This window comes from Natrinema gari JCM 14663 (assembly GCF_000337175.1).
Classification (GTDB): Archaea; Halobacteriota; Halobacteria; order Halobacteriales; family Natrialbaceae; genus Natrinema; species Natrinema gari.
The window spans coordinates 70,283-92,291 of the sequence record NZ_AOIJ01000084.1; the positions used below are offsets into that span (position 1 = coordinate 70,283).

At 57.3% G+C, this 22,009-nt stretch carries 14 protein-coding genes and 1 pseudogene; 4 read left to right on the top strand and 11 right to left on the bottom strand.

The features are described from left to right. Window positions 1-76: 76 nt before the first annotated feature. The 4 genes and pseudogenes from C486_RS18120 to C486_RS18135 all read right to left on the bottom strand — a co-directional run bounded on the left by C486_RS18120 (window position 77) and on the right by C486_RS18135 (window position 5,034). Window positions 77-1,345, bottom strand: a complete 1,269-nt coding sequence (locus tag C486_RS18120; protein WP_049910697.1) for an orc1/cdc6 family replication initiation protein — start codon at window positions 1,343-1,345, stop codon at window positions 77-79. Between the two features lie 174 nt (window positions 1,346-1,519). Further along, a pseudogene (locus C486_RS22705) lies at window positions 1,520-3,779 on the bottom strand (type B DNA-directed DNA polymerase). A 2-nt stretch (window positions 3,780-3,781) separates the two neighbouring features. Then, window positions 3,782-4,087 carry a hypothetical protein gene (locus C486_RS18130; RefSeq protein WP_008458781.1) on the bottom strand — a complete coding sequence of 102 codons (306 nt, stop codon included), beginning with the start codon at window positions 4,085-4,087 and terminating at the stop codon, window positions 3,782-3,784. 2 nt (window positions 4,088-4,089) lie between these two features. Next, window positions 4,090-5,034: a hypothetical protein gene (locus tag C486_RS18135; RefSeq protein WP_008458782.1), complete on the bottom strand. Its 945-nt coding sequence runs from the start codon at window positions 5,032-5,034 to the stop codon at window positions 4,090-4,092. Window positions 5,035-5,306: 272 nt separating this feature from the next. On the opposite strand from C486_RS18135, the gene C486_RS21965 reads away from it, so the two are divergent. The 3 genes from C486_RS21965 to C486_RS18150 all read left to right on the top strand — a co-directional run bounded on the left by C486_RS21965 (window position 5,307) and on the right by C486_RS18150 (window position 8,082). After that, a complete protein-coding gene (locus C486_RS21965) occupies window positions 5,307-5,897 on the top strand; it encodes a hypothetical protein (protein WP_193787483.1) in 591 nt (196 codons plus the stop codon). Between the two features lie 195 nt (window positions 5,898-6,092). Beyond that, window positions 6,093-7,172, top strand: coding sequence for a DUF5677 domain-containing protein (locus C486_RS18145; protein WP_008458784.1), 1,080 nt, complete (start codon window positions 6,093-6,095; stop codon window positions 7,170-7,172). A gap of 223 nt (window positions 7,173-7,395) precedes the next feature. Next, the gene (locus C486_RS18150) at window positions 7,396-8,082 is read left to right on the top strand and encodes an SOS response-associated peptidase (protein WP_008458785.1); all 687 of its coding nucleotides are present in this window, start codon (window positions 7,396-7,398) and stop codon (window positions 8,080-8,082) included. A gap of 18 nt (window positions 8,083-8,100) precedes the next feature. On the opposite strand, the gene C486_RS18155 is transcribed toward C486_RS18150, so the two are convergent. The 6 genes from C486_RS18155 to C486_RS22630 all read right to left on the bottom strand — a co-directional run bounded on the left by C486_RS18155 (window position 8,101) and on the right by C486_RS22630 (window position 19,849). Beyond that, complete coding sequence (locus tag C486_RS18155) at window positions 8,101-9,129, bottom strand: Cdc6/Cdc18 family protein (RefSeq protein ID WP_008458786.1); 1,029 nt, start codon at window positions 9,127-9,129, stop codon at window positions 8,101-8,103. 179 nt (window positions 9,130-9,308) lie between these two features. Continuing rightward, complete coding sequence (locus tag C486_RS18160; protein ID WP_008458787.1) at window positions 9,309-12,947, bottom strand: DEAD/DEAH box helicase; 3,639 nt, start codon at window positions 12,945-12,947, stop codon at window positions 9,309-9,311. Next, window positions 12,947-15,802: a DUF1156 domain-containing protein gene (locus C486_RS18165; RefSeq protein ID WP_008458788.1), complete on the bottom strand. Its 2,856-nt coding sequence runs from the start codon at window positions 15,800-15,802 to the stop codon at window positions 12,947-12,949. Before C486_RS18165 ends, C486_RS18160 begins: the two co-directional genes overlap by 1 nt. A gap of 8 nt (window positions 15,803-15,810) precedes the next feature. Continuing rightward, a complete protein-coding gene (locus tag C486_RS18170) occupies window positions 15,811-16,428 on the bottom strand; it encodes a DUF7680 family protein (RefSeq protein WP_008458789.1) in 618 nt (205 codons plus the stop codon). Next, a complete protein-coding gene (locus C486_RS18175; protein WP_008458790.1) occupies window positions 16,425-19,718 on the bottom strand; it encodes an ATP-binding protein in 3,294 nt (1,097 codons plus the stop codon). The genes C486_RS18170 and C486_RS18175 overlap by 4 nt, the downstream gene beginning before the upstream one ends. After that, complete coding sequence (locus C486_RS22630; RefSeq protein WP_275039797.1) at window positions 19,715-19,849, bottom strand: hypothetical protein; 135 nt, start codon at window positions 19,847-19,849, stop codon at window positions 19,715-19,717. The genes C486_RS18175 and C486_RS22630 overlap by 4 nt, the downstream gene beginning before the upstream one ends. Window positions 19,850-20,067: 218 nt before the next feature. Here C486_RS22630 and C486_RS18180 point away from each other — a divergent pair, with 218 nt between their 5' ends. Further along, window positions 20,068-20,631: a hypothetical protein gene (locus tag C486_RS18180; RefSeq protein WP_008458794.1), complete on the top strand. Its 564-nt coding sequence runs from the start codon at window positions 20,068-20,070 to the stop codon at window positions 20,629-20,631. Between the two features lie 17 nt (window positions 20,632-20,648). Here the strand turns inward: C486_RS18180 and C486_RS18185 are convergent, their stop codons facing one another. Next, window positions 20,649-21,692 carry an argonaute/piwi family protein gene (locus C486_RS18185; RefSeq protein WP_008458795.1) on the bottom strand — a complete coding sequence of 348 codons (1,044 nt, stop codon included), beginning with the start codon at window positions 21,690-21,692 and terminating at the stop codon, window positions 20,649-20,651. Window positions 21,693-22,009 lie beyond the last annotated feature (317 nt).

The following is a 22,009-nucleotide window of genomic DNA, read 5'->3' on the forward strand; positions in this document are numbered from 1 at the left end:
TGCTTCTTCGACTCCCGCTATATCTCTACAACCGTCGTATCCTATGGGGGACCATTCACACCGAGGGGTGGGGGTGTCACCATCCCATCAACGTCTGGAGTTCCGGCGTCGAGTTGATCAGTCCAGTTCGTGTACTCTCAACGTCTCCTTGGAGCGAATACGACCTGAACTTCCCCTGATCTCCGCCTTCCTTCTTTTTCGATTCGAGAACTCCTGTCGTCACGTGCTTGTTCAGAAGCTCAAGCGCACGATTGTATCCCTTGGGCTCTACTTCGACGTCCCGTGCTACTGTTTGGTAAACCTCGTGAATCTCTGACGTCCGGAACCATTCTTTCTCCGGGTTATTCCGGTCAAGACGCGTGAGAGCAAACAGGAGTAATTTCCCGGACAGCGGAGTCCCTTTCACCATCTCCATAAAGAGTTCAACTTCGACGAGTTCGTCAGCTTCGAGAACGTGATTCGCGGTCACGATATCGTCGCCTTCTTCGTCGGCGATCTCGCCCGCATTCCGGAACAATCGGACTGCGCGTCGAGCGTCACCGTGTTCTTCAGCTGCGAGTTCAGCTGTGGTTGGAATCACCTCGTCGTCGAGGACACCGTCGTAAAATGCATCCCGTCGATTTTCCAGGATTGCAATGAGCTGGTCTTCTTCGTACGGTGTGAACGTTCGGTGTTCTGGCTGGAGAGTCGATTGGACCCGTGACTCGATTTCGCCTTTGAATTCGATGTCGTTCGAAATCCCGATTGTAACGACTGGGAAGTCAACGTCGTCTTTTGATTGTGTCCGTGATAGCGTGTAGAGGACCTCGTTGACTTCTCCGTGCTTGTCGATCTCATCGATGATGACGACGAGGCCGCCAGAGTACTCCCTCTGGACAACGGGCCACAATTTCTGATCCCGATAATGCTCGGCTGAGAGGCCCTGATAGGGGACATCAAGTGGGTTCTCTGCTTTCGCGTTCACCTGCTCTGCAATCTTTCGGAAGGTGGAGGTATACGTAGAGATGGGGTCTGGGTTAATGTAGGCAGTAACGATGGGGGAGTCCGTTCCTGCAGTTGCTGCTTCAAGCCGCTCGCAGACGTGTCTTGCAACTAGTGTCTTCCCCGTCCCGGTTTCGCCCCACTCCAGGACGTTATCCGGGACGCTGTTTGTCCGCATCTTTCGGAGATTCTTGGCCAAGAACGTGATATGGTCGTCTCGTCCGACAATTCGATTGGCGTCAGGAACGTTATCGATCTCGAGCAACCACGGTTTCTCAAAAATATCCGATTCATCTTCGCTATCCCCCTCGTCGACATTTAGTATCTCGTCGACGGTTGTTTGCGTGGAATCGTTGTTTGGCATGACCGGACAAATTCGCCCCATTCACATATAGGTTGTCCACCCTCGGTGTGATTGATTTACCTCCATTCACACTCCGGGGGGTGTTCCAGAGAGCAGGACCCCCCAGAGTGTGAATGGGATCGACCTCGTCGCCCACTTGTGATTTTGCTCACCTCAGAAGAGATTTGAGACTACTCATCCGTTCCGGGCTGCTGTAAACTCCGTCAGCTCCACCTCCCGTGTCTCCGCGAGTCTCCGTCGAATATCTGTACGATCCCACCCCAGCGGCAACAGCACGCTCTCAATCGCTCGAACCAGCTGCGTCTCGTAGTACGAGGCGTCGTAGGTCTCGATCTCCTCGTGGGCGAGGGCGACCCGGTCTCGCGAGGATTTCTCGTCGTCGACGACCACGTACTCGATATCCTGGCCCGGGTGGACTGCAAGTTCCTGCTCGCGGGCTCGCTTCAAGACGGCCACGTTCTGGGTATTCTGTGAGTAGCCTTCCAGCGGCTTGGAGACACGGTTCCGCTCGACGAGCCGCTCCACTGCTACGTTGCCCGCCTGCAGTTCGTCGATTGCTCGTTCAAGCCGTCCGAGTACCGCGTCCGGTGACCGCGTGGCATCGAGCCGGTCGAGACAGTCCCGCTGGACGTCCTCGATGAACGGCGGGGTTGAGCGCTGCCGAGCTTCGATGCCTCTGATCTTGAAGTCGTCGTCGCCGGCGACCTTCCCGAAGTACTTTGTCAACGCCCCGGCGTCGCTCTCGCGCTGCGGTACGAACGCCACCCAGTCGTAGTGGGCCTCGTGCTCGAGTCGGATCTCGACGCGCTCTGTGATCTCCGTCGCGAGCGTCTCGAGGTCCTCGCGGTTCTCGTCGTCGACGTCAGGGTCCGGGGTCACCCAGATGGAGTCGACGATGCCGTGGACGACGTGCCAGCCGCCGGCTTCCAGCCGCTGTTTCGCCGTCAGCAGAATCCCCCGAGCGAACGCGTTGATCGCCTCGTGGCACTCGATGCGGCCGAACTTCGCGTTGCTGAACCCCTGGTAGCCGAAGCAGGCGACGAGGATCCACTTTAGCGCTCCCGACCGTCCCTCGAGCTCCGCCAGGCGGTCCTCGTCAGGGTCATTCCGTTCCTTCTCGCGACGGATGGCCGCCTTGATCTCGTCGCGTGCGTCGATGATCGGCTGCAGTACGTCGACGAGGTAACCCCGGTCGTCGCAGATCGAGTACCCGAGGCCGGGGACGTCGTCGCGGTCGCTGTGGCAGTCACACCGGATGACGTCCGGTGAGACGTTCCGAGTACAGATGATGTTCGGGTACAACGAGGAGAAGTCGAGTTCGTGGACGTTTTCGTGGAGGCCGACCTCGGGCGCGAAGATGAATCCGCCACGGTCGGCGTCGTGGAGCGTTCCCATCGGCTTGTAGAACTCGTGGCGCCAGGAGTTCCACGGGACGAGGACCCCGTGGTCGTGGGCCTCGCAGATCTGGATCGCCGTGAGAACATTCCCGATCGACGCCCACGCGAGCTCCTGGACGGGCTTTTTCGAGCGCGACACGAGGTCGAGGACGCCGTCGAGGTTCGTCTCTCCGTAGAAGNTTCCCGATCGACGCCCACGCGAGCTCCTGGACGGGCTTTTTCGAGCGCGACACGAGGTCGAGGACGCCGTCGAGGTTCGTCTCTCCGTAGAAGAACGTGTTCGACTCGTCGATGATCGCCCGGCCGGGCACGTTGTACCGCGCCGGTGAGTGACCGACGCGGCCGTAGCTCGAGTACGTCGACCGGCTCGCGAGCTGCTGGTAGTCGACGTCCGGCCACCGACTCAGCGAGAAGTCGTCGACGCCGGCGTCCGTCGCCATCTCGTACAGGGTCGGGACGATCTCGCTGGTTGAGCAGACCAGGACGTCCGGATCGTGTGCTTCGAGCACCTCCTGGACGGCGGTCAGGAGATCCGTCGGCGAGCCGGTGACGGTGTCGCCGGCGACAGACAGTTCCTCGTAGACGTCGTTGCTCGTTTCAGTCACCGGAACACTGAGCCGGAGCGTCGACAGCTCGCTCGCCGGCGTCGGATTGACGCCGGTCTCCAGACAGTACCGGAACTCTCGCGAGAAGTCGACGTTGAAACAGGCGAGATCCCCGATTGGATAGTCCGACAGCTGGCGCGCTTGCTGGGCGAGTGGGGTGACGCGGTCGATGTGGGCGATGTCGACCGCGAGAACGTCCTCCTCGTCTCGTCGAAATCCGGGCCGTCGCGCAACCATCTCGGTCGCGACGACGTCTGGGTGCTGGTCGTACACAGACTGGATTGTCGTGAGCTCGAGGTCGGACGCTGGGTCGCGAGGGGCGACGTAGAAGCGTGGGATGTAGTCATCGCGCTCGGTCGCGACGGCGCCGTCGGCGGTTGCCTCCCACTCCAGGACGCGGCCGTCGTCCAGAAAGTCGATACTGAACGGCATCGTCACGGGTTCGAGTCCGGTGGAACGGCCTCCTGGTCATCGCGTGCTGCGACCGCGGCTTCGAGCTCCTCGAGACGCTCTTCGTGGTCGTCGAGGCGGGCCTCCTGTTCGAGATCGATGCTGAGCAGCGCCGGCAGCAGCGGGTTCTGGTGGTTCAACAGCCCGCTCGCGTCGGCGTGCTCGCGGGCGTACTCGAATAGCCGGTCGAACCGGGGCTGATCGCGACGCCGTAGTGCTCGGCGGAACTCCGCCCAGCGCTCTTCGATGGCCCGGAGCGCATCCCGGTACGTCGGGTTCGTCCGCCCCATCGCTATCGGCCTCCTGACCTGGTTGCGGTCCAGGCATCGAGCAAGGGGTCTGCGGTGGCCGCCACCGTCTCGCCGTCAGCTGTGACCCCCGTCCCGACGCCCTCCGGGGTCGGCGTCGACGGGCTCGGCGTCGTCGGCTCCACGCCGACCTGCGTGGCGCGTGCCGCGAGCAGCTGCCGCCAGTACGCGAACGTCGTCTGGTAGTACGCGCCGTCGTCGACGGGATAGACAAGTGTCTCGAAGTCTTCGCCCACGATCCGTGGCCCCATCCGGGTTTGCTCGCATTCCAGGTGGTGGTCGGCGACCGTCGCGACCGGTTCGGTGAATTCGTTTCGTTCGTTTCGCGTAACGAGCACCGGGATGTCGTACCCATCGGCGTAGGTCGCCAACCGGGCGAGAGTTCGGGCCTGAAGGGTTTTCGCGTGGGTCTCGCCGAGGGTATCGTCGGCGCGGTACTGGGCGTCGACGGCCGGCGCGACGATGAGGGCGGGCGTGTGGGGGGACGCGTCCTCGTCACGGCCTGGTCCCCCTCGACCGACCGCCCCGGTATCTGCGGTGGACGCTTGGATATACTGGTTCACCGCCGTCGGGAGATCACAGACGGCGCCGTAGTGCTGGTAGGCGGTGAATCCGCGGGCGACGTGAATTCGGTTGAGCAACCGTTGACTGGGCGCGATCTGGGCGAGTGTCGTCGTCGTCGCGTGACCATTTGCGTCGACCCAGAAGGCGGGCCCGTCGTGCAGGAGGAGATGGTCGAGTACGAGCGACTGCAGGATCGGGACGCCGCGGCCTCCCTCGACGTCGAGCAGCGTGATGCCGTCGCTGAGTGACGGCAACAACATCTCGTCCGTAGCCGGATCGGCCTGGTCAGCGAGGGACCGATTGCGGTCAGCGCCCCGCGTCGGCTGGTCCACCGCCAATCGGTTCGACGTTGAGTGTTCTCCCATACTCGATTAGTTGTCTACGTTCCCGATAAGCCGCGGCGTGTCGCTTCCGCATTTCAGGAAACTCGATGTGATCCCCTCCAATCCCGGTACAGTCCCGAGTAGTCTCCGTTTGGATTCTGTTTCCGAGAATAGTTCCTGAATCGAGCGTACTTCGTGTTAACCAACACCCGGCCGTATTGACGGCGGTGTGTTGGTTAAACCTACCCAGCTGCAGTCTCGAGCCTGACTGCTCGGAATGTTAATGCTCAACGCCACGTTGGAAGAGGTGCTCTATGAGCTATCCACGAACCCACGTTGACCACCGAAACCCCGACCACCACGAGTCAATGCACCCAACTCGAAATATCGTGAACGCCCACGTTGTTGCCGGGGAATTCCTCACTTCGCGGTACCACGAGGCGCTTCAAACTGTTCTCCATCCCCTCGGCGAGTCTCTGGACACCAAAGACCAACATGCGCTCAACGACCTTGGAATCGTCCACGCTACTGGTTCCTTGAACGAGCTTTCCCCTATCGTTCGCACATACGTCAAACTCGACGAGTACTGGACACGCACCCATCGTACTGCGCTCAACGAACTATTCGCTGATCGACGTGCTCACGTCCTGAGTTGCTGTACACGGTTCCTTTCTGAGTTCTCTCGACATACACTCGAAGTCGAATCTGGTCGTTCCGGAACTGCGCTGGATACTACCCTTGCTCCGCTTCTCGAAAGCGGATTTCTCTCACACACAGATGATGAGAAAATGCCATATTCTGTTGATGAGTATCACGCGCTGTATCGACCGACTGAACGGCTCTTCGACGCACTTCTTGAGCAAGCAGCTGTCCTCTGTGAGCTTCTGCCCCCGACCGAGCTCTAATCGGTCGATTCAGAGCCTTTTCGGCTCTGTGGAAATCCTCTTGGTCACACACCATCTGCGGTGAAATAGCCGGGAAGTAGGCTTGCTCACCGACGACTAACACCAACAGGGGTTCTTCTTTTCCAGAGTCCTTAATTCTACAAGGCTGTGAAGCCGTGAGAAGCATTACTTGCCCAGACTGTCAAGAACGCCAGTATGAGCGACGCGGAGGACACGAACTGGTTTGAGGAGGCCGTTGAGAACGCATTAAGCATCGACCCCGAAGACATCGCCGCCGACACAGACGAGATAGCAGACTTGGTATTCGAGTATAGTGACGAACTCCTCGCCGAATACGCGGTAAAATACCCATCCGTGATGGACGATGAGGCCGCTACCCGGGAAGGATTCGAAACGCGCCTACACCAACGATGGGGACAAGCCTTCGACAACCTCGAGTTCTTCATCCTGCTGAACCACGAGGCAGGTTCCACGTTCAAACAACACCTAATCGAGGATGACGAATTATCTGACACAGACCCACTCTTCTCCGCGCTATTCCGGCTTCACGCACGGGCTTGTCAGGTGTCACGCGAAGTGCTGGCGTTGATACGAGCTGGATACGCCGACGGCGCATTTTCACGGTGGCGCGCACTCTACGAGATCGCAATCTCTGCCCAATTCATCTCAAAGCACGGCAAGGATACTGCAGACCGATTCCTCCACCACAAAATCGTCGACGACTACTTTGAAGCCGAACTTCTTCAGAAACATCACGAGGAACTCGGGGTTAAATCGTTTTCAGACGAGGAAATGGAAGATATCGAGGAACGATTGGAGCAGATGGTGGACCAGTATGGGGGTGCGTTCAAGCAATCCTATGGATGGGCGCACGTGGAGTTAGATGAGAACCCCTCCAGACGCACGGTTGCCGAAGATGTCGGACTGGACAGGTACGAACCCTACTTCGCCTTCGCAAGTGATACTATCCACGGCGGTGCGAAAGGTACCCTGTACCGGATGGGGTTAACCCCCAATACTCAGACGGAAGTGATGGCGACTGGCCCGACGAATGTCGGGTTCACAGACCCCGCGCAATTCACTGTGTTGATGCTCGCCGAGGTCACCGAGGCTCTGCTACTAAATCAGGAAGAAGTCACGTGGTCGCTTGTTTCTACGTCTGTGTTCGAAATGACCCACGAAGTCATTGCGACGTTCGATGACATCCGCAAGCAGTTAGAGGCGGAAGTAGCGATGGCCAAAGGGAAAGGGTACACCATCGGCGGTCGAGGCTGATTAGCAGATTATAGTCATCGACGGCGACGAGATCGTCGTGTTGGAAGTCTACCGACACGCGTTTCCCTCTCTCCACATCCTCAAACACCGGACATCCACCCATTCAATGTTCTCCCCTGTACTCACCGATTGATCCCAAATTTACAATCAAACGACGGAGCAACAGCACCCGCTCATCACATTTCGAGATACGTTGAAGCCTGTCCCGGTCGGACCCAGATGTATGTGTGGCCGAAATTCGCTCTTCATCGACCAGGCTGACCTCGAGGCTCGCTTTGACGCCGAGGTCGTCACGGACGGCGGGTACACACCCCGATACAACATCGCGCCTGGCGACGACCTACACATCATCACGAACGAGGCTCCAGACGAGATCGACGCCTACCACTGGGGGCTGATTCCGTTCTGGGCGGACGAATCCGAGGAGGGAATCATCAACGCTCGCTCCGAGACTGCCGACGAGAAACGTGTCTTCGAGCAAGCGTGGGAATCACGTCCCTGCCTCGTCCCCTCGTCAGGGTTCTACGAGTGGAAAGCGCCAGACGGCGGGGCGAAACAGCCCTACCGGATTTACCGCGAGGACGACCCCGCGTTCGCGATGGCCGGGCTCTGGGACGTCTGGGAGGGCAACGACGAGACGATCTCGTGCGTTACGATTCTCACAACGGAGCCGAACGACCTGATGAGCTCCATCCACGACCGGATGCCGGTCGTCCTTCCGCAGGACGCGGAGTCCGACTGGCTCACCGCAGATCCCGACACCCGCAAGGACCTATGCCAGCCGTACCCGAAGGACGATCTAGACGCCTACGAGATTTCGACGCGGGTCAACAATCCCGGCAACGACGATGCCCAGGTCATCGAGCCGCTGGACCACGAGCAATCGGGACTCGGCGAGTTCAGTTCCTGATAGCTGACGGGGTCACGGTTACTGCATCGGCGACGCCGCTGCCGAATCAACGAGCGAGTACTCCCGATCCCGACTCGTCCCCTCCGCTTCGAGGAGGTTGTACTGCTCCATCTTCGAGAGGTACGTGCGGACCGTCCGTTTCGTCCGTGGGTCGTCAACATCCTCGGAGTAACGCTCGTGAATCTCGCTCGGCCCGATCGGGCCGTGTTCGCGAACGATGTCGTAGACGACTCGCTGGTGCGGCGTGAGTGAATCGAGGCTCTTCTGCTTAATCTGGGCTCTGGCATCCTCCGCGGCGTTCAGGAGAATGTCGTCGGTGATGCGCTCGTGGTTCTCGCGATCTGCTTTGCCGGCGGCCGTTCGGAGGATGCCGATTGCGAGGCGGGCGTCGCCGGCGGCGGCGTCGGCGATTCGATAGAGCTGGTCGTCGGTGATGACGTCCTCGTCGAGCCCCCACTTCGCCCGCGCACTCAAGATGTCGTACAGCTGCTCGTCGTGGTACTTGTCCATCCGGACGTGCTCGCTGGAGCGCAGCCGGCTCACGAGGCGGTCGTCGACGCGGCTGAACAGCTCCTCTTCCTTGTTCGCAATGCAAATGATTGCGAACTGCGGGAGGCTGTGGAGGTCGTAGATGACACTGGGGTCCTCCAGTTGGTCGACCTCGTCGAGGATGACGACCGTTCGGGGGCCGTCATGCTGTTGGAGGCGATCGACGAGTTCGTCGTGGGGCGTCGACTGCCGGTGGATGTCGATAGTGGCGCCGAGGTCGTCGAGGATCTGGTAGAGCGTCCGGAATCGGGTGTAGTTACGCCAGCAGTTGACGTAGGTGGTTTCGACGTCGAGGACTTCCTCACGCAGGCGTTCGGTGACGAATTGCGAGATGCACGTCTTGCCGGCGCCGCTGGGTCCGGTGACGATGGCCGTGTCGGCGGGTTCACCGTTCGTGATGGGCTCGAGGACGCTAGAGAGGTGGTTGACTTCGGCGTCGCGATGCTCAACTTCCCGAGGGACGAACCCGGCGCGGAGAACGCGAGCATCGCGGATCATATTTACTTGATAGACTGGTTTTCTGGCTAGTCCTAAAAACGTGACCGGGTTGCTTCCGGAAATACGCTATTTGATGGCCTCATAGCTACCTCAATTACGGCGCAGTCAGGCGGTTTTGTTTGTGGAAGATTCGTCCTTCCGGGAACTTCCGGAAAGCCTTCCGCTTCTGGAAAGTGCCTCTACTCTGCAGCTGGAAGCTGGGATAACCAGGTCAGGACAGTTTGCTCAGCATCGTCGATATCTGAAACCGAGTTCGTCCCACCGAGGAGATTTTTCACACTCTCACTCGTTACAGCTGGTTCTACAACAGTCGCTTGTTTGGCTTCGGCGACCTGACTACTTCGGGTAACAGACGATCCACTTTCTCCACGCTGACCACAGACGAACTCCACATTATCGACTTCTGCTGGGGCCGCTTCGCGGACGAGCGCTTCGAATAGTGGATCTCCAGGTAGGAGCAGCCGAACCGACGGGAACTGCTCAGCAATCTCTGGGTTGAACGTCACGACAATACCGCTACCCCCTCCAAGCTCTGCCTGAGCTGTCTCTCCGAGCGACTCCGGCATTGCTACTGCACCCTCCTCTGGTAGTTCCAGAACGTATGCATCGTCGACGATATCTTCGAAGTCGTCGGCGCGGTCATGGTTCCGGAGGGCAGTAAACGACCATTCTGTCTCTTCGAGGCGGTCGCTTTGCGTAAGCTGTGTCTCGACCGTCTCCAAGCTCACCAACGGTTCATACGACCGATCACCGGTCCCGATTTCATCGAATGCGGGATAGCAATAGGGTTCCCACCCGTCAAGTCCGGAACTCTCGATAATCGCCTCTTTCGTCGTTACCTCTTCCGGTTCACCTGCTAGCCCGGTCTCCTCGGCTTTCTCCTGAGCCCGTTTTGCCCGTGAGTCCGCTTCTTCGACGACTTGCTCACTGGGCTCTCTGGTGTCATCCGACTCGGAACTACCCATAACGGCGTCTTTGATGTCCTGCTCGATGCTGTTCAGTACTGGACGCATCGGGCCAACCACGTTCTCGAACAGCTGTAACCGTCCCTCCAGTTCCTCGTAGATGTCGCCGTCGATGCTGTCCTTGTAGGCGTAGTTGATGATCTTCACGACCTCGTTCTTTTGGCCAATACGGTCGATTCGACCGATGCGTTGTTCAACCCGCATCGGATTCCACGGCAGGTCGAAATTGATCAGCGCATCCGCAGTTTGGAGGTTCAGCCCCTCACTCGCGCTGTCTGTACAGATTAGGATATTGGTATCGCCGTCAGTAAAATCGCGCTTGATCGCCTCTTTACCGACGTTCACCCATTCTCCGGTTGTTTCGTCGTACTGCATCCCACCACCCCCACTGTACGTACCGACGTTCGGGTGTGTGTCTGTCAGGGTCTCACGGATATGCTCGAGGGTGTCGTGATACTGCGTGAAGATGATGATGTTATCTCGGGCGCTTTGACGGAGTGAACGAATGTCACGGCGCAGCTGCGCTACCTTCGGGTCGGTGTGGGCCTGCCTGAGATCGTCCACGAACTCTTGGAGGGCCGTCCGCTCCGCCTGAATCACGTCAGCCGCGCCACGACTACTCGGCTGATAGGCGTCGAGGGATGCTTGGCCGATCGCCTCGTCAATGGTCGCCTCCGTCACTCCGGCGTCCCTACTAAGCTCGGAGACTTCCTCGGTCATGTCCTCCACCTTCTCGTCGAGCTTCTCCATCCGGCGCTGGAGGCTCTGCTTGATGGCGTGGAGACTGCTCGTCAGACGCTGGCGATACGTGGTCATCACGAAGCCCAACGCGAGCTTCTCTTTCCCTGTCAGGACTTTTTGCGACTGCTTGTACGTCTCATCAATATACTGCTCTACCTGATCGTACAGCGGGGCTGCGTCACCCAGTTCGATACGTTTTGTCTCGACATCTCGAGTCGGAACTGTATCGGCGAGCAATCCGAGGTCCTGACACTGCTCCAAGACCGCTCGAGTATTCCGGAAGATGCGGGACTGAACCGGTGTCGCCCACTGAGAAGCCTCCACTAGTGCGCTCCACTCCGTTGGCCCACAGTCGAAAATGAGCGAGCGCGGATCGTCAAAGCGGGGTGAGGTTTCGCGCACCCCGACGAGTTTCTCGAGGGCTTTTCGCTGTTGAATCGACTCCGTGTCCGTCGTTTCGACTAGCGCCTTCGCCTGCTCGTCGTAACCGGGATTCGACGTGAGATGTTCGTGAATGAGCTTCCCGAACCGTTCGATTCTTGGTCGGCCTTCGTCCTCCTCCAGATCGAGCTCTTTCTGGAACTGCTGGAGGACTTGTTGCTGTCCATCAGCTACATTCTGATAGCGAGAGCCGACTGTACTGAGGCTATCTTCGAGTGCCTGCCGCGTTTCGAAGAACTCGACGAATCGGTCCTTGTCGTCCCAACCCTCTGGGAGATCGCACAGTCGAAGGAGATCGTAGAGTTCGCCAACATTCAGCTGCATAGGCGTCGCTGTGAGAGCGTAGAGACACCGGGAGGCCTCTTCGGCCTGTCCGAGTAGGTCATAGAGTTTCGTCTCCTCGCGAGCACTGTGTGCCTCGTCGACGACCGTGAGATCCCACACGTTCTCGTCGATACGGGGGGCGACGTGTGCCTGATTACCTTCGCGACGGGCGGTATGCCACGACTCGATTACGACGGTTGGCTCGTCCCTCTCCGTAACGAATGAACCAATCGGCGTATTCTCCCACGCGTCGGCGTCAACCGCTCCGGATGTGGGGATGCGATGATCCTCTGCGTCTCCGAGAGGACCGATCATGTAATCGCCGTCGTAGGACCGTTCGTGATAGTAGGCGTGGATATTGAAACGGTCGAGGAGTTCGTTTTGCCACTGCTGAACCAACCCTGCAGGAACCAGAAACAGCGCCTGGTCAGCCTCTCCGACCTGCATCAGCCGTGAGAGGGTCAGGCCTGCCTCGATCGTTTTGCCGAGGCCCACCTCGTCACAGAACAGGAGGTTGTTCGGGTAGATACTGACCGCGGTATCGGAGATCGTTCGTTGGTGGGGCCAAGGCGTGACAGTGCTGATCTCCTCTGCGAGATGGATCCCTCCCGGTGTTCGCCCGGCGATTGAGACGACGCCGGCGGTATCGTCTTCGGGCACCGTCGTCTGGGGATCGTGATTCTGGACCCGCTCGACGTGTTCCTCGAGCGTCCCATCGGTGTCCTTCCAGTCGATGAGGTCTTGGCGTGCTGCTTCGTCGAGCTCGAAGACATCGACGGAGGGGTGGAAGCCGTTCCAGAGTGCGTTGAACGTCGAGACGTCTTCCTCGACGTACTTCGCTTCGCCGCGGCTCCAGGAGCGATGAACTTTGAAGCGTTCGTAGTTGTACTGCCACGCACTGAGCGTCTCGTTGATACTCCCCTCGAAGCTGATCTTGTTGCCCTCGCGATCGACACCGATGCCGAGCTTCGGGTGGAAGAGCCCGTCGCCGCCTTTGGGGTCGCCGACCTTGATTTGGAGGTCGCCGCGATCGAGGAGGGTCGCGATGATGGTGAGCTGGGACTCAACCCACGGTTCCAGGGGTTCATCTGCATCAGGGAACATCGCTCCCTTCTCGCGCTTCTGGAGGTCGGCTCCAGCGATAACACGTACTGTTCCATCAGTCTCGAGGAGGGAGTCAACCCCTTCGAGAGCGTGCGCCAGACTACGTAAACTCAGATAGCCGGCGAGCCGGTCGTAGCGGATGACCTCGTTGAGGAATGGCCGGTAGAACGTCTCCATGAGCGTCCGGTTGGTCCGGAACTCGCTCTCATAGACCGGCTCCCACGAGACGTCCTGTAGCGACATTACTGATGGTCTCCGAGTTCGGTTTGCCTCTCTTCGCCGGACATATCGATGTGGTCAAGATTGATGTCCAGATAATCCCCGGTTTCACCGGAGACAAGGTTCACGAGAGTCTCTCGCATATCCGAATCGCTGGGGAGAACCTCCAACAGGGCCGTAACCGTGGCTTCAAACTCCTGATTCGACTTGAGATCCCTGTCGGAAAGCCAATCCCACGCAGATCGAGGACCTTCTCGTTCATATACGTGGATCGCTGTGTGAACCGTATCGATTGTGTAAGTAAACCGTGTATCGGTCGGGTTTACAGGGTACTTGCGAGACGAGGGGTTGTCGGCGCTATCACTCTTCAGCAGGACGATGTCTTGCACTCGGTCGTTGTGGTCTTTCAGGACAATGTCCTTCTTACTCTTTCCCCAGATTTTCGTCGTACGCTTGATATTGTCAATATCTACGTTTGCTGCGACACCGAGCTGCCGTGCCTCGTCATAGGGGATCGTATCGTTCTCGTAGATTAGCCAAGAGAGAATGTACCAGCGTGTTAGGGAATCGAGTTGTTCGAGGCCCTCGGTCTTAAGGAAGCGTTCTGCAAGAACACCCGTTACAGCTTCCCGCGCCTGACTAAGAGCTTCTCGGGGGCGAATCTCTTCCCCTTTCTTATTCACTACCGGGAAAGCTTCCGCGTATTTCTGAAGCGTTGGACCATATGCAGCAATTGCCGTGTCAGTTTTTGAGATGTTATATCCAGAATCAAGAATTTCCTCGGCTTGGTTACGTGCTGCTTGTCGGATCCCATCTTGGACATCCTCCCAAAGTGTCCGTTCTGACGACTTCGTATCCTGTTTACGAGCCACTAGGAAGATGGAGCTATCCGCACTTGCTTTACCTTGTACGCCAATCCGATCCGACATCTCTGTCTTGATAGGATGTGTTGCCGTAATAGTAAATCCAGCACTGATGAGCGCAGAGGTGAGGGTGTCCCAAGCATCCATTTCTCGGTGAGTGAACATCACAGTCATCACCCCACCGGAGCTGAGGAGTTTCTGAACCTCTGCGAAAATCTCCTCCATCTTACTCTCGTAATGCTGGTCGGCGAGATCATCCTTAGACTGTTCGTCGTCTGCGATCTCCTCGAATCGATAAGGGTTCGCAACGGCCTCGTTATCCTTGTCCGTTAGACTTGAGCTGTAAATGTCGGGATGGATGTCTTCCAGATATTCTTTCTGCGTAACGTAGAACACATCTGAGAGTTCTGCGTACATAATGCTGCTATAGTACGGTGGATCGACAATTGCCGCATCAACACTCTCTGCTTCCCACTTAGAACTCAAATCAGCAGCATCAATATTTGCTAAATCTGCTCCCTCAGACTCCGGCAGATATGATACTAATTTTTCATATGAATCAATAACATGGTCGGAGTGCTTCCGATACCCGCGGCGAGGCGCTGCTAGATTATTGTCAACAGACATTCTCTTCAGGCTCAGATTGTTGTCCGTGAAGAGATGGCTCCCGTATCCGAAAAGATCCCTCCATTGATTCAGCCGAGTATTATAATTCATAGATCGGCTCGCAGCTAAAGTCAGAACGGTTAGCATAGCCTCCGCAGTATCACTATCGTACTTTGCCAGGATATCAGATTTTTCCTCGTTAAAGGCGCTCAAGAATTCGTACTGTACGACCAGTTGACGAGGGGTGAAGATGTCCCGCCACTCGTCCATCCCATAACTTGTCGGGTCGTTAGTACGACTGCTCACGTCAATTGGTTCACTTAGGAAAGTGAGCAAATCGAAGTCGCTTTCGACCCGTTCTGCCGCCTTCTGCATCCCCTTTTGGTCAATCTCTCCACCAGCACGATAAGCACGGTCCCCGTTTTCAGTCTCATAATTCACTCCATAGATACTGAACTCGAATTCACCGTCGTGGATTTTCTGCCGAATGTCTTCTTTCTCGTTTACGACGTCACAGTGGGGGCATTCGGCGCTCCGTCCCCTCAGAGGCGCTTCTTCTGGGTCATACCCTGGCTCGTTCTCGACTCGAACGTGGGTGTATTCTACCGTTCCATCCTCATATACCGGCTTAACAGCATCTCCACCCTCCGATTCCTTATTCAGCCACCATTTGGAGACTAGCGGTATCTCTCCCCCACATGAATCGCATTGAATGATATACGTCATCGCCGAATTGAGAATCTGGCGACCAGGCTCTTCGGTGGGATAGTAGGGCTCGATATTTTCTCTGGCGGTTTCGAGGATTTTGTCCCGCCATTCTCGGATATCCGGGTCAAGTGATCCGACCTCGGGTGCGTACTCTAGTCCTGCCTTAAGGATAAGTGCAGGAACAGGATTCAACTCGTTTGCTTTCGCCGGAATTCCATATCGAATGGCCTCAAACGGGATTATGCCGCGCCCTGCGGTTGGATCAAGGATTGTGGGGAGCTCTCCACCCCACGCCTCTCGGAGCTTCGACTGGAGCTTCTCGATCTCGGTGTCCGTCGGAGACTGCGTATTGGGGTTCGGATATCCGTAATGGTCGTCGAGAGTGCCGCTGCCCTTCTTCTCGGTAAACTTCTTCTCGACATAGTCGGCAATACCAGTGTCCAGCTCCTTCGGCCCAATTTTCATAAGACGGAGAAGTTCGTCAGAGTCGATTTCCCCGGGGTACACAGAGGCCAATACGGCTAGTCTGACTGCTGGGGTAGGTCGTGCAGCAAACCACTTATGGAGGCTCCGAAGAGCGTGATAACGCCCGGATTCCATATCTTTCTGACTCTCAATGTCGATTGCATTGAGGGGAAGTTTCGACTCGATTGCAACGTTCTCAGGAACCTCTGCTTCGTCTAGGAATGATTTCTCAGACATTGGTAGCTTTAGATGTGATCGGCGAGTAGGACCCGGAGTGCTTTCGTACCGCTGGGCGAGGACGGCGACCGAGCCTTGGCGTGCCAGTAGTAGCATTCACCCAGGCTCATCTGGTCGATTCCCTTTGCGACTTCTCGGAGACGGTCTCGACGTCGCATCGGCTTCATCGCACGGAACGCGATCGAGAGTCGAACACCGGCCCCTTCGGGGAGACTCACGCTTGCTGGGTCTCCTGTACAGACGGTCTCGGGATCAAGACTCAGCTCACGGAAGGTGGATTCGATGAGGAAGCTCACCTCGTTGAACGCCCCGCCGCGTAACGTTGCGATACGAATCGCACACCAGTCATCCCAATCGTACGCTGCGTCCTCTGCCCCGGGGAGTTCGGACGGGGAACGGTCGCCGATAATGGCCTCCTCCAGTTCGCGTACTGAGACGCTTACTGCTTTTTGAGCTCTCTCAAACCGTTCTCGTCGGGCCGTCGCGATATCCCGGGGCGCCAGCTCGTAGAGCGTGATTTCGTGCTGGTCGTCGACCCGATCACGCGTCAACACGAACGTCGGCCGATTCCCGTACGCGCCGGTGGTGAAGGCGAACGAATTCCCCTCGGCGATGCCCTGGCTCATACTTGGGTCACCTCGCTGGATTCAATCACACGGATCTGCGTGTGCATCGTGACGGTGAATGCGTTGTCGACCGCGAGGAGTTCGTCCAGGGCGTCGAACGTGTCGCCATAGAGGCGGTCATCCCCCTCGTCGAACTCAATCGCGAACTCGGCTTCAGCGGTGCGACCGCCATCCGGATTCGCGAGATCTTCCGGCTCCATGTTGAATCTGAGGTGGCTCGCGAAGACCTCAGGGCGTCCATTGAAATCGACTTCGAACTCCGATTTCGAGTCGGCTCCGTCGTTGGCCTCATAATCGAAGTCCATCGTCGTGTCCTCTGCGAAGTCCTCGTCGTTGCTGAGTTTGTTCGCAGTGAACCACGCACCTTTCCACGCATCGGCCCCGTCCAGATGGATCCAGACGCCTTCGACGATGGGCGTCAGTTCGTCAGGGTGTCCGTCGTATTCCTCGCGAGCGCTGGTAAGCTCATCCGCGATGTCAGCCCGCATTTCCTGCAGGGCCCGAGAGACGTGTGCGGGCTCGGAGGTGCGAACCTCGATAAGTTTACTGAACGGCTCAGGCTCGTCATCACCACCTGAACCACCGCCGCTACCCCCGCCAGTGGGCTCATCCTCGTCGTCAGTAGTCTCGTCTTCTTGCTCTTCATCTTCGTCAGGTTCCTCCCAGTCGATCTCACTTCCGACGTCGTCGACCAGCTCCTCGAGCGAGGTATAGAGTGTGTGCGACTGCGAGAGCTTTACGTCCTGATAGCTGAGGCCTGCGTGCAGATTCTTCGCGTCATCGAGTTCGTGATCGGTCGCCGTGAGCGTGGTTTCGGGTGTGTAGTACCCGGTCTTCTGCTCCTCGTCCCAGTAGGCGTACCCGTCTTCTCGGACGAGCTGGGCGATCGTCTTTCGAAGGGGAATCGGTGACAGGAGTATCTCCGCATCCTGGCGCTTCCCGAACTGTTCTTCGATCGCTCGGGTCGTCATCGAGGTCGATCCGACGTTCCAGATCGTCGCCTCGAACCAATCAACACCGTAGGCATCCTCTCCTTCGGGGATGATTGCGCCTGCCTCATCGAGCTTCTCGATGACACTCTGATGGATAGTGCTGTCCGTCGTGACGTTCCGATGCGCTAGGCCATCTCCAGTCGGGAAGTAGAGGTGCGTATACGCCTTTTTGATGTCCTGATCGAGCGTGCCCTTCGCGCTATCGAGGCGTTCACCGAGCTTGTCCTGCTGTTCGGTGTTGAGCTCGTACTGGTCGCCGAGATTATTCTGGATGTGTTTGATGGCAGCGACGCGCTCTGCAGTCCGTTTCGCGTCGGTCACGTCGTTCGCGCTCGCCGCGAGGAAGACGACGTTGTTCTTGAACACCCGTGGCGTCTTCTGCCCGCCACTCGACGATGCTGTATTCTTGAACAGCGTTTGGATTGCCTCGGGGACGGTCTCGTAGTCCGTGATGGTGACCGTATCAAAGTCCATCACGCACAGATGCGCTTCGTCGGCCGTGTCCGGGATCTCGTGTGGCTCCTCCGGTCCGACAATCACGTTCAGACTACCCTGACCGAGCGCCTCGTCGAGGGCTTCCTCGAGATGCCGACGAGCGAGTCCGTCTTGTAGCTGTTCGACGACGGAATCGATGAGTTTCGTGAGGTTCGGCTCTGATTTGAACTGGATCTTCTCACCGTTGTCTCCGTGGAGGTAGAAACACGCAGACCGGCGTCCCTCTCCAAGGAGATTATTGAGCGCGTCGTCGTAGTGCGCTAGCTCGACTTCGGTGTTGGCAATCGCGTGCCGGAGGGGGCGGCGTGTAGTGCCGCGCCCGTCGGCCCCCTTCACTATACTTTTCCAGAGGATCGACGTCGTCAGATGTGTTCCGAGCGGTGGGTGTCCGTTCTTGACCCAATTCCGGTCCTCTTCCTCTGCGTTTGCCGTGCCATCTTCCGAGAAGATGTCGGCCTTGATCGCGGCCTCGAAGTCCATGTCCACCGACGAGAACAGCCGGAGAAGCGTCGAACGAACGTCCCCATCGGAGGGATGCATATCGAACAGACGGACGAAATGGCGTTCTTGGTAGTCGCTCTGGTGCTGCCAGAGGCGGTAGACTGCGCGGGAGAGGAGCTTGAGTGCGCCACGAGTCCGCTGGAACGATGGGAGGGAGTCCAGTTCCTCAGTGAGTGTATCGATGACCGTCGGATGAACCGGGTAGCTGTCTTCGAGGCGATCTCGGTGTTCCGGGTTAGTCGCACTATCGGGGAAGGAGTCACGATCACCCGTGTAGAGGGACATATAGGCATCAACAGTCGTATCGCGCCCATCTTCCGCGACGCTCTCGAACAAGCGGTGCCGCAGGACAGCCGCAATTTCGTTGTCCTCGGTCGGTGTGATGGAACCCTCAACCCGGTCGCTGATACTGTTGAACTCAGAGATGGTCTCGGAGACGAGACCACGGACGTCTTCGGCTTGGTCGGCGAAGGCGGTGTCCGCGATACTGAGGACAACAGTGACCTTGTCGTTGTTCTGCGTCGCGGACAGCAGCGACATCAGGAAGGTATTCGTCTGCTTTGCGAGCGTCGAATCCCCGATTTCGACAGCGGCAGCTTGCTCGAGATATGCGGCGATCTCGTCGATGAGGATGAGCGACGGATTGTCGTTCCGCTCGAAGAGCCGCTCGAGTTTGGTCGTTCCTGGAGGCGTTCGGTTTTCGTCGTTTTCGCGCAGGAACTCGTAGCCTTCCCGCCCGAACAACTGGTAGGCCATTTCGCCCCACATCGTCTTCGTCGCGGGGGCGTCAGGGTCGTCATAGTTCGAGCGAGCGTCCTCGGCGTCGACGTGGGTACCCACGAAGACTGCCGAGTTGACGTCGAGACCGAGTGCAGCGGCGTCAGTATACTCATCGGCGATGTCTTGGTCGAGGATGAAGTCAGACAGGTCGGGGACAGCACTCGGTGACTCTGCGAGGTGATACGCGGCGATCTGGTTGTGGGTTTTCCCACCACCGAAGCTGGTGTCGAGTCGGAGAATGCCGTTTGTGCCAGTGTAGTCGTCGTTATGTGCGCCGACGAAACGGGTTGCGAGACGCGTGAGAAGCTCCTGTAGACCGCTAGTGGGGTAGGTTTTCTCGAAGAAGAGTCGAGGGTCCGCGTAGACATCAGGAGCGTCGTCGCTGTGGGCGACGTCCGCGAGGCTCGCCGCGAATTGGTCCTCAGCGAGTTCACCGGTGAGAACGTCCTGGCGAGGTTCGCAGGAGTCGAAAATACTCGGCGGGCGATTCGTCGTGCCGGTGGTTGTGGGCGTATCGCTCATTCGTTTGTAGAGGTGGATTCGTTGGCGCGTTCTTTGAGGAGCGTTTTGATCACTGAATCGAGGGACGTGTGGTCTTCTTCGTCCTTGATCTCCTCTAGCTGTTCTTTCGTCCAGTCCTGTACCCGTATCATCGGCATAATTGTATCATGAAATGTCCGATCCCCTGAGTTTCCCGCACAGTAGGTTATCACGATGTATACAGACAGTTGACTTAGTCATTTGGTATTTTAAAGATGAGTTGAGCGCAACAAGCCTGAGGTTCGACTATGATACTGTCCTTCTGGCCAATCACACATTCAATCCCGAGCTATTAGCCATCTCTTTGTAGCTCCAATTAGACCCGGACAATATGTCGAAACCGGATATTGAAGTCCTCGACGACGGCGACGCTTATCCATATTCATCGCATATTAGCGTAGACGGTACAGAACTCCAGCTGGGCGATCTTCTCCTCGTGTTTGATTCTCCCGACGACAATGGTGTCAGCTTCTTCGAGCGTGTCTATGGGTTTACTTGGCCGGGCGTTATCACTCACGTCGTCGATGGGCCGGTTCCTGCTGAGTTCCACAACTTCGAGGACTTTGCTGCGGATCTCGACAGCGGGAAGACCGCGGTCGCCAGCAAACGCGAACAAACAAGCTTCTTCGTGGACGAAGACCCCGTCCGCACTATCACCCTCTACCGATACCAGTACCAGGGCGGCTGGCAGCCGATCGTGGTTGATGAGCGACGAGATCCACTTGAGAACACTCCCTTCAATGAATCAATTACTCTCTATGAGGATGGAGAGCAGGTAATTGAAGAACTACTCCGGACGAGTTCACCTGAGGAGAAGCAGGAGGTTGAGCATCTCCGTGAATTTCTGCGGTCTGCTGGTTATCAACTAGATTCGATCTCTGATTCGGACGAATAAGCCTCTCACTCACCGATTCACATATAGTAGAAATACTGCGGCCGAACCTCTGAGATGGACTCCGTATCTACTTCGGAGAGGATTGTGCCGACACGCTTTGCAACACTCACGGTTGCTGGCATCCGAATTGCGTAGTCAGATGTATTCCAGTCGAGTTTTGTGAAAAAGAGAATCTCCTTACAGATCTCTAACGAGGGTGTCTCACAAATCTTGTCAGGCCGGATCTCAATCGGTGATGGTACTCCACTCCCCTGATAGGTCGTCTCTTCCGGGACATATCCGGATGTGTAGAGATAGTGGACGTCGTCATCAGGGACACTCAGGAGTGTTCCCCGCATGGCGGGATAATCCGTAGGCGGGAACAACCTGATCTTTGGCCGCCTACGAACCCATACAAGGTCTAAATCGCGAACACCGTCCGTGGCATCAAGCAACCCTTCACGTTCTTCTTTCCAGAAGACAGATGGCTTGTGAAGGACGAACCGGCTGGGACGTGTCCCTTTCTGAGCTTCGTAGTATTCCAGAATCTGCTCACCTACTTGTTTAGCCGCCTCATATGAGAGGTGGGGAGATCCATTCTCGTCCTCGGTGATATCCGGGAGTGGATCGCTCTGAAGGATAATATGGTCCCGTCCGTGAAAGACGTGAGCAAGAGCAGCTCGAATTACATCATCTCCTTCGTCTCGCTCCCTGTAGAACGAGAGCCCTGCGTAACAGTGCCCATCTTCGATCTGCCGAGTTTTCCAGGGATGCCCTCGTTGTGACTTGTATAGAAGTCCAACTGTGAGGTTCCAGGCCCGAGATGCTCGCTGTCGGTCAGTACGGATCGCAAGTGTGGACGGCTTAATCAGCTGTGTGGGGATTCGAGCCTCCATCCCGATCAGTTTGATTCGATTTCGCAGGTCAGAACCTTCTGACTGGATTCGCGCATGGTCCTGGTTCTCTGGAGTACACGCATCCATCACTTCTTGCGGAATACAGACGATGATTGCGTTCGGCTGAACGGAATCCCGTTCGATAATCTCGATGTCTTTCCGCACTAGCTTCAGGAATCGCTCCATCCGGTCTCTGGGGGTTGATTTACTCGTAACAGATTGGATGTCCCGTCGACGAATCTGGCGTCTCCACCCCTTTTTTGCATTAATAGAGAGATTGAGCGGGGAACTCTTACCTAGGCCGGGATACGGAACTTGCCACGGCTGATCACTTGTTCCTGGATGGATCCCGACCTCCATATCGTGAAGTAGTTCGGTCAACCGGCGAATCGAATCTCGATCGCCAATAATCCCGAGTCATCCGTCTTCAGTTAAGCAAGAAACCGTGTAACTGCGGTGGCTTATCGGGACATCTTTCGGAAGGAATGAGGAAGTCCAGTCTG